This is a genomic window from Roseovarius gahaiensis (assembly GCF_011601345.1).
Classification (GTDB): Bacteria; Pseudomonadota; Alphaproteobacteria; order Rhodobacterales; family Rhodobacteraceae; genus Roseovarius; species Roseovarius gahaiensis.
Genome location: NZ_JAAORB010000059.1, coordinates 1 through 12292, shown reverse-complemented (window position 1 = coordinate 12292; position 12292 = coordinate 1). Strand labels below are relative to the sequence as shown.

The following is a 12292-nucleotide window of genomic DNA, read 5'->3' as shown; positions in this document are numbered from 1 at the left end:
TGCTAACGTGGCAGGTGGGTCAGTTTTAGATGATCATAACCCACCCAGGTGGGTCACTTTTGCATGCCGATTCACAGGTTTGCGCATATCCGTAGTTCCCCACATGCAATTACCACATGGTTTTACTACAGGTTTTCACCTCTTGAGCCAATACAGGCAGGTTTGTTGAGGAAAAAACGTGAATGGCGGAGAGACAGGGATTCGAACCCTGGAGACGGTTTCCCGCCTACACACTTTCCAGGCGTGCGCCTTCGACCACTCGGCCACCTCTCCATGGCGTCTTCTTTAACGCCGGCCTAATGGGCAGTTCAAGTGATTTCTGCCCGATTGGCTCAATCATCCAGATGCAGATAGACGCGGCGGTTCTGGCGGCCTTTTTTCTCAATTTTGCCAAGGCGCAGCCGCCCGATTTCACCGGTGCGCGCCACATGGGTGCCGCCGCAGGGCTGCAGATCAACCTGCCCGTCCCCCTGCCCGATCCGGATCAGCCGCACCTTGCCCGCCCCACGGGGCGGCGCGACCGACAAGGTTTTCACCAGATCGGGCCGAGCGTCCAGATCGGCCTGCGTGATCCAGTCTTGTGTCACGGGCAAATCGCGCTCGACCAGATCGTTCAGCCTGTCCTCAAGCTCGGCCTTGTTTTCGGGCGCGTCGGCCATGTCGAAATCCAGACGGCCCTTGGCGGCCGATATCGCCCCCCCTGTCACCGGCAGGGGCACGACCACCGACAGCAAATGCAAGGCGGTGTGCACCCGCATGTGGCAGTGCCGTCGGCCCCAATCCAACGTCTGGGTCACGCTTGCTCCCACGGGCGGCGCTGCAACAGGTTGGGCCGGGACCAGCGCGATATCGCCGGACTCGGTCTTGACGGCTGTCGCCACGTCCATCGCGCCGCCGGGCCAGCTTAGCCGCCCGCTATCACCGGGCTGGCCGCCGCCTGTGGCGTAAAACAGGCTTGCGTCCAGCACCACGCCGCCCTCGGGCGTGTGCGCCGTGACCTGTCCCGCTGCCTCGCGCAAATACGCGTCGTCGTGAAACAAGGCCTTTGTCACCGGCCATCTCCATCGGCGTCACCATCGCCATCCGCCAAATCCTGCCCGGTCACATGTGCCTTGGCCGGGCTTTGTGTGTCTGGTGGGCGTTGCTCTTGTGGTGTCGGATCGTCGGCTTTGGGCTTGGCGGTGCCGGGCAGAACCTCGGGGTTGCGCAGCCAGATATCCTGCTGGGCAAACGGAATCTCGATCCCTTCTTCGGCAAAGCGGCGGGCGATTTCATGGTTCATGTCAGACTTGACGTTCAGCACGAAATTCACATCCCGCAGGATGGCCCGTATTTCGAAATCTAGTGAACTGGCGCCGAAATTCTGGAACACGATATAGGGCGCGGGGTTCAACAGAACCAGCGGATGCGCCTTGGCGATCTCAAGCAATATCTCTTCTACCCGGCGGGTGTCGGTGCCATAGGCCACGCCCACGGACACGATCACCCGACCGATGGTGTTGCCCCGCGTGTAATTGGTGACCGTGCCACTGACGAAATCCGCGTTCGGCACGATTACATCGGTCCTGTCAAACGTCTCGATCCGGGTCGAGCGCACCGAGATATCGCGCACCGTTCCGTGCTGGCCCCCCACCTCGATCCAGTCGCCTTCCGAGATCGGGCGTTCGATCAACAAGATGATGCCCGATACGAAATTCGACACGATGTTCTGCAAGCCGAAACCAATGCCGACTGACAGTGCACCGGCGACAATGGCCAGACTGCTCAGGTCGATCCCGGCACTGGTGATGGCAATCAGGGCCGCAAGGAAAATCCCGACATAACCGATGCCCGACACAATCGCGTTGCGCCCGCCCGGATCAATCTTCGTTTTCGGAAGAACGCTGTTCTTTAGCGCCCCCTGTAACAAACGCGTGGCCACAAGACCAAAGACGAAGACAATCGCAAGGGTCAAGAAAATCGTTGGGGAAATCCGCGTGTCGCCGATGGTGACCCCATCCACGAACTGTGTCCAAAGTTCCGTCAGGTCGGTCACCCGCGCGCCCCAGATCAACGCGAACACAGGCATCGACAGCAACACCAGCACCGAGCCCACCACCACCGGAATCAGCGACTCGCCAGCACCGGCGCGGTTGCCGGTCACGGCAGCGTAAATCTCGATCACCAGACGCTGCAACACCACAAGCGCGGCCAGCCCCATCAGTGTCAGAACCGATGGGAACAACAGGAATTTTGACAGGCTGACATAGCCCACCGCAGCCAGCACCGGCGCGATCACGGCCAGAACCACCAGCAACCGGCCCAAAAGCCGTGTCATGCGGGCGCGATGTGTTTCTTCACCGCTGTCATCCGCAGTTTCCGCCGAATGCAGAACCAGCAAGCCCCCCAAGCGCCACAACAGCAGCGCCGCCAGAACCGCCAGTGGGAAAAACACGACATTTCCCGCCGCCTCGGACCAGCCAAAAATTTCTTTTACGCGTTCAAGAACGTGGTGCAGGCCCATGACCAGACCCAGCAAGGCACCATACCAACGCCCAGCCCACCGGGCGTCTTCTTCCAGACAAAGCGGTGCCGACCGCACATCATCAGACGGGAAAATCCGTGACGCCAACCAGCGCGCCACCAGATAGATTAGCGACGCATACAAGACGGTTTCGATGAATTGTTGCGTGCGCGTGCCCAAAAGCCCGGTAAACCAGACCGCAACCACAATCAGGAACAACCCGAAAAAGGGCACCGCGAAACTGCCAAGTGACACCACGAAGGCCGCAATCCAGCGCACCGCGCTTTCACCATCTTGCAACACTCGCCGTGTCAGCTGCCGGCTCCAGCGGCGGCCACGCGCCAGAAGGACACCACCAAGCAGCAGCAATATTCCTGATACCGGCAAGGCGCCAAGCAACTGGTCCGGCTGCGAGGGGCGGCTCCATTGCGACACCGCCTCGGAATGCAGCGCGCCCGCCGATTCAAGCAGGGTGGTGACCGTGCCGGGCCAATGGACAGGGTTCAAAGGGATCGGCCCGAAATCCAGCAAGGCGTCGGTTTGACGGTCGCGCAAGATCTGGTCAATCCCCTTGATCAAGCCATCAGCCCGGCTGTGGGCCAACTCGGCGCGTCTGACCGGCGCTTGCAATTCGCCCAGACGATCCGTCAGTTCTTGGCGCTGAGCTGCAATTCCATCGGATTCCTGCCCGTTTTCAGGCAGTGGGCCCAAAGCCTCAAGCTGGCGCTGCACGGTCGATATGGTGCTGGAATTCACGTCTTGCGCGGCATTCAGTCGCTCGCGCCAGCGGGCCAGTTCGCTGCGCAACTCGCCCAAGGCGGGGCTTGAGGCGCGCGCCGCCTCCACCACCTCTTCGGCCCGTTGCGCCACCTTCTCCCATTCATCGAAATCCACTTCGGTTTGCCCACCCGACGCTTGTGATGGGCTAGATTGCTGCGCGTGCGCAACGACAGGCACAGTGCCTGCGACAAGGGCCGCGAAAACCGCAGCACAGACAAAGGTCAGACAAACCTGCAAAAGGCGTATCATTCAGCGAAAACTCCGGGAATGCTGCGTGGCGCCCGATCCAGCCAAGCCGGCGTCGGCAGGCCTTTTTCATGCAGGAATTCGGGATTGAACAGCTTGGACTGATAGCGCGTGCCGTAATCACACAGGATTGTCACGATTGTATGTCCCGGCCCCATGTCACGCGCCATTCGCATTGCGCCTGCCACGTTCACCCCGGTCGATGCGCCCATGCACAGCCCTTCATGTTCCAGCATGTCAAAGACAATCGGCAGCGCCTCATCATCGGCCACCTGACAGGCGAAATCTGGCGTCAGCCCCTCAAGGTTGCGGGTAATGCGCACCTGCCCGATGCCTTCGGCGATCGAACTGCTTTCGGCCTCCAGCTCTCCGGTGGTGTAATAAGAATACAGCTTGGCCCCCATCGGATCGACCAAGCCGATCTTGACCCCCTTGGGTTGCAGCGCCATGGCGACCCCCGCCAGCGTTCCACCCGAGCCACAGGCGCAAATGAACCCATCCACCTTGCCGCCGGTCTGGTCCCAGATTTCCGGGCCGGTGGTTTCGACATGCGCCTGACGGTTGGCAACATTGTCGAACTGATTGGCCCAGATTGCGCCGTTTGGTTCGGTTTTGGCCAGTTCCTTGGCCAGACGCTCGGAATAGCGCACGAAATTGTTGGGATTCGAATAGGGCGCGGCGGGCACCTGCACCAAATCTGCCCCGGCAAGGCGCAGCATATCTTTCTTTTCTTGGCTTTGGGTTTCGGGGATCACGATCACCGTTTTAAATCCCAAAGCCGCCCCGACCAGCGCCAGCCCGATGCCGGTATTGCCCGCAGTGCCCTCGACAATCGTGCCGCCGGGTTGCAGCTCACCGCGCGCCACCGCATCGCGGATGATATAAAGCGCCGCGCGGTCCTTGACCGACTGGCCGGGATTCATGAACTCGGCCTTGCCCAGAATCTCGCAGCCGGTTTCTTCGCTGGCCCGGTGCAACCGGATTAGGGGGGTGTGTCCTACGGCCTCGGCCAGATCCTTTGCGATGCGCATTACCCGTGCTCCTTATCAGGTTGTCCGTTCCAGATTTAGCTGTGCCATTGCTGGAACTCAAGCAATCGCGCGCAACCGGTCACGTTCCTTTGACAACCAGATCAGGCTAAGGACCAGGGGGCCATTGTTGGCCTCTCCGCTGTCAAGCAATGCCATTGCGCGATCAAAGGGGATGACGTGGCTGCGGATATCCTCGGCCTCGCTGTCCAGCCCGCCCAGTGTCCGGCCCTCATCCGGCAAGTCACACAGGCCCAGAAAGAGGTGAAAATACTCGGTCGAACAGCCCGGCGAACAATAATGGCCCGAGATGCGTTCCAACCCGGACAGGTGCAGGCCGGTTTCTTCGATACATTCGCGATAGGCTGCCTGCTCGGGCGTTTCCCCGGCATCAATACGGCCCGCCACCGGCTCAAGCGCCCAAGGCCGCGGGTCGCCCCGCCCGAACGGACCCATGCGAAATTGTTCGACCAGCAATACCCGGTCACGACGCGGATCATAAGGCAACACAAGCGCCGCATCCGAGACCACAAACACCTCGCGGCGCAGCAGATCACTGGTGCCGCCGTCATATTGGGGATGGTGCAGCGCATATTCACGGGTCAGAAAAAACCCTTCGTGCGGAGTGTCCACCGAGGTGACCTGCACCTGATCGGCGCTCGCCGCACTGCGTAAATCCGCAGGCGCGCCCGCAGCCGCCGCGACCTGCGCCCCGGCCCGGGCCAAAATCATCGGCATCCGCCAGATTAAACCTTGCTGATCAATCCGCCCGACATAGCCCATGATCTCTTGGCAGGCCGCCTGCGCGATCAAGCCCCATTTGGCCCGCCACGTCGCGGCCTGCCAACCTGCGGTGTCATCTGGGGCATGGTCTGTGACAAAGCATATCGCCAAACGGCCATCGGTCAGAACAATTTCGCGCGGCGCGGCCCCGACGCCTTGCATCAAAAATTCAATGCGGCTTACGATATGCGCCGACGGGTCGCGCAGCAACAGCCCCTCGACGCAATGATCCTTCCGCTCCGCCAAGGCCGGAAACCACATCGCATCGGGCCCAAGCAGCATGTAGCCCGAAACTTTGGCCGCTTGCGTCGCAAGCGCTGCCACGTCCGGCCCTGCAACGATGTCCAGAATTCGTGGCTCGGCCAAGGGGCCGCAGAGGAACACGGACATACTCACCTCAAGGCCACCGGCGGGCCACCCATTCCCCGATCAGGCCGGTGGCAATTCCCCCGCCGACCAATGCGATGATCACCTGAACATCGGTCAGAACAAACGCGTATTCCGTCATGATCCGTAGCATCGCGTTGATCGCCTGCATAAAACCGCTGAAGCGCGACTCAAGCGCCAAACCCAGCATCTGGGTTAAGCTGTGGACGACCAGCCCCCAAAACACCAAGGCTGCCGCCCCTGTCAGCCCTGCGCTCAGCCCGTTGGCAACACCCCGGCCCAAGCGTTTCCCGGTGACGCGCCACCCCACCAAGATGCCCAACCCAGCATTCACGTAATTGAACAGGCCAAAATCGGTGCCTTCGGGCATCAAGGGGCGGATCAGATCTGACACCCACCAGCCAAGCGCGCCAAGCAGAACGCCCGCCACAAGGCGGGCGAAGGTCGGCATGTTGTCTGTCAGCGGCATCAGGCGGGCCTTGCGATGGTGATCTGTGTCACATCGCAATTACCCCCTTGGAAGGCCCCCGCACAAGAGGTCAGATAGAAATTCCACATCCGGCGGAACCTGTCGTCGAACCCAAGTGCGGCCACCTCGGCCCACTTTTCGTTAAAGGTGTCGTGCCAGCGGCGCAGCGTTTGGCTATAGCTGTCGCCAAACTCGATCGAGTGCTCAACACTCAGGCCCGCTTTTTCCACCTCGGCCCGCAACACCGCAGGACTGGGCAACATGCCTCCGGGAAAAATGTACTTTTGTATGAAGTCCACACCGGTCCTGTAGGCTTCCCAACGATGATCGGCCACGGTGATGATCTGCAAAGTGGCCTGCGCACCGGGGCGCAGCCGTTCACGCACAGTGTTGAAATAGATCGGCCAGTATTGCTGGCCCACGGCTTCGAACATCTCGATGCTGGCGATACCGTCATATTGCCCGGTCTCATCGCGGTAATCTTGCAACTTGAAGGTCACTTGGTCTGACAGGCCGGCCTTCTCAATGCGCGCTGTCGCATAATCGAACTGTTCTTGACTGATGGTCAACCCGGTCACTTTCAGCCCCCGCTCGGCGGCGGCATATTCGGCAAAGCCGCCCCAGCCACAGCCGATTTCCAACACATGATCGCCGGGTTTCACCCCCATCTGATCGACCATGCTGGCATATTTCGCGATCTGTGCCTTTTCCAGACTTTCCTGTCCGGTCTCGAACAAAGCACTGGAATAGGTCATCGTATCATCCAGCCACAGCCGATAAAAATCATTGCCCAGATCATAGTGATAGCTGATGTTCTTGCGCGCCTGCGCCTTGGTGTTGCGCTGCAACCAAAAGCGGATTTTCTCGTAGAACTGCGCGATCACCTGACCGGGATAGCTGTTATACATCTCGTCATTGTCTGCATTCACCATATCCATGAACGCCTGCAAATCGGGTGTGCTCCACCATCCATCCAGATAGGCGTCGCAAAACCCCAAGTAGCCCTCGCGCACCATGCGCGCAAAGACATCGCCGTTATGCACCGTGATGTCGGCCACCGGGCCGGGGTTGCGGCCTTCGGCGCGAAATACCCGACCATCGGGCAGGCGAATATCCAACCGCCCTTGGTTCAGGCTTTGCGCTGCGGAAAAGCACTGCGCGAAGTAGCGCGGCAGCCCGGTTTGGTCCTTGGTGTCAGTCAGGATCATCGCTGTCATGTCGTCTCTGTTCTTGTTTTTGTTCAGGCTAGTTTGGGCCAGTGGCGCGGCGCAAGGCCTTTCTGGCATTTTCAGAACCCCCGGTTTTCGTAGGCGTCCAACGCGCGGGCCCGCCCGTCTTTCACACCCACCACCGGATCGGGATAGGTCTCATCCGGGCGCAACTTCCAGCTGCGCGGAATGGCCTCGAAATACGACAGCGCGGTCTGGCTGGGCTGGCTCTGCCCCTCGGCGATCCAGCGGCGCAGATAGGTGCCGTCGGGATCGAACTTGGTAGCCTGCGTTTCGGGGTTGAACACCCGGAAATATGGCGTCGCATCCGGCCCCGACCCGGCGGCCCATTGCCAGCCCATCGCGTTGCTGGCCGGATCCCAATCGGTCAGGCAGTCCTCGAACCATTTTTGGCCGATCCGCCAGTGGCTTAGCAGATGTTTCGTTAGATAGCTGGCCACGATCATCCGCGCGCGATTGTGCATCTTGCCAGTCACATACATCTCGCGCATGGCGGCATCGACAAAGGGAATGCCTGTGCGTCCCTGTTTCCATGCGATGACCTGCGGGTCATCTTCATCGGTATTCCAAGGAAAGCCGTCCCATTCCGGGCGCCAATTGTCGCGCATGATGCGCGGCGTGTGCCATGCCAGATGATAGGCGAACTCGCGCCAGACCAGCTCTTTCAGCCATGTCTCGGCCCCCGGTTTGCCGTCTTGCATCGCCCGCAGCCCCGCATGCCAGCAGCGGCGTGGCGAAATTTCGCCAAGCGCCAAGTTTTCGGACAAGCCCGATGTGCCATCCGCTGCCGGCAGGTCGCGCTGCGTGTCATAGCCTGCAATTGCCTCGCCAGTGAACCAGCCCAACCGGCCGATGGCCGCGTCTTCGCCAACCCGCTGATAGGGGCGGCACACCTCGGCGCCCCGGTTCATTGCATCGCCAAGCCCCCAGTCCGACAGATCATCGCTTTGCGGCCATGTTTCGGGCGCAGGGATGTGCGCAGGCGCGGGGTCAGGCGCAGGCACCGCGCGATCGCGCAGCGCCTTCCAATACGGCGTATAGACCTTGTAAAACCCGCCGGTTTTGGTTTCGACGCTCCACGGCTCGAACAGCAGATGGCCCAGATGACTTTGCACATCCAAACCATCTTCTTTCAAACCCGCTTTGACATGCGTGTCACGGGCGACACTGTCGGGATCATAGGCGCGCGACCAATACACCGCCCCTGCCCCGGTATCGCGCGCCAGATCGCGCAGCACGTCCAACGCCGCGCCCCGGCGCAGGATTAGGCGACTGCCCATAGCCTCAATCCGTTGCGCCAGATCGGCCAGCGACAGCCCTAAACGCCACTTTGGCGCAGCGCCCAAGCCTTCGGTCAGCGGATCAAGGATGAACACCGGGATCACAGGCCCGCCGCGCGCCACTGCCGCGCAGAGCGCGGGGTGATCGCTTAGCCGTAGATCGCGGCGCAGCCATAAAAGGGTTGCCTGTCCGTCACTCATGTCCCGCGCCTTGTTTTGCATTTTACATCATTACGGACCGGACCGCGCCCCGGATCAAAGAATATCGTCCAAAGCATTCAAAAGCTTGTGGATTTCTTCTTTGGTCGTGTAATGCACGAAACTCAGCCGCAAAACGCCCTTGTCGGGATCAAGGCCCAAAGCCCGCAATGGACGCACGGCATAAAAATCACCGCCCCCCGCCATGATGCCGCGTTCCGCCAGTTGCGCCGCCGCCTCGATGCCGGGCCGGGTCAGTGCAAGCGCCACGGTCGGGGCCCGAAGGTTGGCCTGATCCGGCCCCAACAGGCGCAGACCGTTGCGGCCTTTCAGATGATCGAGCAGCGGTTGCAGCAACGCCACCTCATGGGCGCGCATCAGGTCATGCACGCCTTGACCGCGCGCGCTTGGGTCGCCTTCGATACCGTGATGATCTGCCAAAAGGTCAATGTAATCGGCCATTCCGGCACAGGCCGCCACCTGCGCGTGGTCGGGCCCCGCAGGCGTGAACCGTTTGTAAAGCGTATCGCCGTTAAAGAAATGCCCCTGATTGGGCAGCAACTGGCCCAACTCGCGGCGGATCACCATGATGCCCTGATGCGGCCCATAGGTTTTGTAAGCCGAAAACAGGTAGATATCCGGCCCCATGCCACCCACATCCGGCAGGCCATGCGGCGCATAGCTGACCCCGTCAACGCACACGAACGCCCCCGCCGCGTGGGCGGCAGCCGTGATTTCGACCACCGGGTTGATCGCGCCGATCACGTTGGAACAATGCGGAAAGCACACCAGCCGCACACTGTCGTCCAAGAGATGCTCCAGATCGTCCAGCCGCAACAGCCCGCTGTCGGGGTCAATCCGCCATTCGCGAATCTCGATGCCGTCCTCGGCCAGCCTGCGCCACGGGCCGGAATTTGCCTCATGATCCTGATCGGTGACGATGATCGCCTCGCCGGGCTGCATCCATTAACGAAAGGCTTGCGCCAAAACATAGGTGTTTTGCGTGGTGGACGGCCCGAAGCTGACCTCATCGGTGGCCACGCCCATCAATCCGGCCAGCCGCGCGCGCGCCTCATCCATTTCTGCGCCTGCCAGACGGCTTGCGTCAAACGCGCCATAGGGCTGCACCTTGCGCTCGCGGTAGAACCGCTCCAGCCGGTTGATCACTGGCGCACAGGCATAAGAGCCGCCTGCATTCTCGAAAAACGCCTGATCGCGCAACGCAGGCACCCCGAACGCGGGAAATTGCGCCCTTACGAAATCTGTTTCCAACATGCGTTTCATGGTCGCCCTCCCAGCATCGCCCTTGGGCGAACCAAACAACAAAGCCCCCCGGCGTGCAACACCGGGGGGCTTTAATTTCAAACGGTAAGGGGTGTTCGTCAGGCGCGTTTTTCTGACATCAACCCCTTGATGATCCCAAAGCATATAACCAGCAGGATCAGCGTGAACGGAAGACCCGTTGAAATCACCATGGCCTGTAGTGCGGTCAAACCACCGCCCACCAGCAAGGCAATCGCAACCAGCCCTTCAAAGGTGCACCAAAACACCCGCTGCGGCACGGGGGCGTCAACCTTGCCACCGGCTGTGATCGTATCAATCACAAGGCTGCCCGAGTCCGAACTGGTCACGAAGAAAACGATAACCAGCACGATCCCCACAGTCGAGGTGATCGATGTCAGCGGAAGGCTTTCCAGCATCGCAAACAGCGACAGCTCCGGCGCATAGTTGTCAATCACGTTCGCCTTCACCAAAGACCCTTCGGGGTTGGCGATGATGTCATTGATCGCCGCCCCGCCAAACACAGCCATCCAGAAGATACAGACAATGCTGGGGATAAGCAGAACACAGGTGAGAAATTCACGTACCGTCCGGCCCCGGCTAACGCGGGCAATGAACATGCCCACAAACGGCGACCAGCTGATCCACCACGCCCAATAGAACGCGGTCCAGCCCTGCATGTACCCGGTGTCCTCACGGCCAAACGGGTTCGACAGGGGAATCACCTCTTGCGCGTAAGCCACAAGGCCTGTCAGGAACTCCGAGAAAATCGCAACGGCACCAGCGGTAAACAACACGAAAAGCAGCAAGACGATCGCAATGACCATGTTGATCTCGGACAGCACCTTGACGCCACCGTCAAGGCCCCGCAGCACCGATACCAGCGCGACCGCCGTAATCAGACAGATAAGGATAACCTGAACCGTTGTCGTGTTGGGAATACCATAGACGTATTCCAAACCGGCATTCGCTTGTTGCGCGCCGATCCCAAGCGATGTCGCAAGACCGAACAGCGTGGCAAACACCGCCAGCGTGTCGATGATATGGCCCCACCAGCCCCAGACACGATCACCCAAAACCGGGTAAAACGCCGAGCGGATCGAAAGCGGCAGGCCTTTGTTATAGGAAAACAAAGACAGCGCCAGCGCCACAACCGCGTAGATTGCCCAAGGATGCAACGCCCAGTGGTATGATGTCGCCGCAAGCGCCATGCGCCGCGCCTCTGCCACGTTGGCTGCGATCAACTCGCCATTTTCATCGAAGGGCCGCACGGTTCCTAGGGGTTCATCGCCCCACGGCGTGCCGAAGTAATACGACGGCTCCAGGACACCAAAGAACATCAGACCAATGCCCATGCCCGCCGCGAACAGCATGGCAAACCATCCCAGATAGCTGTAATCCGGTGTGGCGTTGGTTCCGCCCAACCGAACAGACCCCCACGGGCTAACGATCAGAAACAGGCAGAAAATAACAAAGATATTCGCTGCCAACAAAAAGAACCAGTCAAACGAACTGGTCAACGCTGGCCTGAGCCAGCCGAAGAAATCCGCCGCATGCTGTGGCGCCGCCAGTGCATAAATCACAAAGGCAATAACCATCAGACCCGAAATCGCAAAGACCGGGTTATGGATGTCCAGACCGAATGGTCCGATCTTGGCTTCGATATTGTCCTGACCGATTTCATAATCGGTCTCGATTAGATCCGCGCGCCCTTCCGGGGCCGGGATCCCCTGATTGGATGTGTCATCATCGGCCATAAAAGGCCCCCTCTTTCCTGGCAAATCGGGTCTCGGACATACACACACTTTCATGCAGGCCCCCGGCCCGCAGCGCGTCTCTCGGGTCCGGCCCGTTGCTCCCTGACGTTCCCGGATCGCCGCAAACAAGCGTCCGAACTCACTATTTTTAGCTACAGAGAGGGCAAAGCGCCCTGTTCGCTCTCTTGGTGTAAGCGTAACAAGGGGGCTTTCCCAATGGCAAGCAATTGCGGCTTTTTTTTGTGCGAAACCGACGCGCGGGGCGCAGGCCTTGGCCTAGAGCGTGTCGCCCCTGATCAGATTCAGGATTCCCATGATGCTTGCTTTGTGATTCCATGCTTTTGAGGCATA

At 60.2% G+C, this 12292-nt stretch carries 8 protein-coding genes, 1 tRNA gene and 1 pseudogene; all 10 read right to left on the bottom strand.

Translation table 11 applies throughout. The annotated features are described in order from the left end of the window. Positions 1-183: 183 nt before the first annotated feature. Positions 184-273: transfer RNA gene (locus HAT86_RS16065), tRNA-Ser, on the bottom strand. Positions 274-332: 59 nt separating this feature from the next. After that, positions 333-1052 carry an alanyl-tRNA editing protein gene (locus HAT86_RS16060; protein ID WP_167200235.1) on the bottom strand — a complete coding sequence of 240 codons (720 nt, stop codon included), beginning with the start codon at positions 1050-1052 and terminating at the stop codon, positions 333-335. After that, positions 1049-3532, bottom strand: coding sequence for a DUF3772 domain-containing protein (locus HAT86_RS16055; protein ID WP_167200232.1), 2484 nt, complete (start codon positions 3530-3532; stop codon positions 1049-1051). Before HAT86_RS16055 ends, HAT86_RS16060 begins: the two co-directional genes overlap by 4 nt. Then, positions 3529-4560 (bottom strand): cysteine synthase A, encoded by a 1032-nt coding sequence (locus tag HAT86_RS16050; RefSeq protein ID WP_167200229.1) that lies wholly within the window; start codon positions 4558-4560, stop codon positions 3529-3531. Before HAT86_RS16050 ends, HAT86_RS16055 begins: the two co-directional genes overlap by 4 nt. A gap of 57 nt (positions 4561-4617) precedes the next feature. Next, positions 4618-5730, bottom strand: coding sequence for an NUDIX domain-containing protein (locus HAT86_RS16045; RefSeq protein WP_167200226.1), 1113 nt, complete (start codon positions 5728-5730; stop codon positions 4618-4620). A 7-nt stretch (positions 5731-5737) separates the two neighbouring features. Further along, complete coding sequence (locus HAT86_RS16040; RefSeq protein WP_167200223.1) at positions 5738-6196, bottom strand: TrgA family protein; 459 nt, start codon at positions 6194-6196, stop codon at positions 5738-5740. After that, the gene (locus HAT86_RS16035; protein WP_167200220.1) at positions 6196-7404 is read right to left on the bottom strand and encodes an SAM-dependent methyltransferase; all 1209 of its coding nucleotides are present in this window, start codon (positions 7402-7404) and stop codon (positions 6196-6198) included. The genes HAT86_RS16040 and HAT86_RS16035 overlap by 1 nt, the downstream gene beginning before the upstream one ends. Positions 7405-7484: 80 nt before the next feature. Continuing rightward, the gene (locus HAT86_RS16030; RefSeq protein WP_167200218.1) at positions 7485-8906 is read right to left on the bottom strand and encodes a cryptochrome/photolyase family protein; all 1422 of its coding nucleotides are present in this window, start codon (positions 8904-8906) and stop codon (positions 7485-7487) included. 54 nt (positions 8907-8960) lie between these two features. Further along, positions 8961-10178: pseudogene (locus HAT86_RS16025) on the bottom strand (aminotransferase class V-fold PLP-dependent enzyme). A gap of 107 nt (positions 10179-10285) precedes the next feature. Then, on the bottom strand, positions 10286-11941 hold the full coding sequence (locus HAT86_RS16020) for a BCCT family transporter (protein ID WP_167200216.1): 1656 nt from the start codon (positions 11939-11941) through the stop codon (positions 10286-10288). Positions 11942-12292 lie beyond the last annotated feature (351 nt).

Excerpts from the sequence above, each read along its gene's own strand:
- HAT86_RS16055 (WP_167200232.1), bottom strand. The coding sequence starts at position 3,532 with ATGATACGCCTTTTGCAGGTTTGTCTGACCTTTGTCTGTGCTGCGGTT.
- HAT86_RS16050 (WP_167200229.1), bottom strand. The coding sequence starts at position 4,560 with ATGCGCATCGCAAAGGATCTGGCCGAGGCCGTAGGACACACCCCCCTA.
- HAT86_RS16045 (WP_167200226.1), bottom strand. The coding sequence starts at position 5,730 with ATGTCCGTGTTCCTCTGCGGCCCCTTGGCCGAGCCACGAATTCTGGAC.
- HAT86_RS16040 (WP_167200223.1), bottom strand. The coding sequence starts at position 6,196 with ATGCCGCTGACAGACAACATGCCGACCTTCGCCCGCCTTGTGGCGGGC.
- HAT86_RS16035 (WP_167200220.1), bottom strand. The coding sequence starts at position 7,404 with ATGATCCTGACTGACACCAAGGACCAAACCGGGCTGCCGCGCTACTTC.
- HAT86_RS16030 (WP_167200218.1), bottom strand. The coding sequence starts at position 8,906 with ATGAGTGACGGACAGGCAACCCTTTTATGGCTGCGCCGCGATCTACGG.
- HAT86_RS16020 (WP_167200216.1), bottom strand. The coding sequence starts at position 11,941 with ATGGCCGATGATGACACATCCAATCAGGGGATCCCGGCCCCGGAAGGG.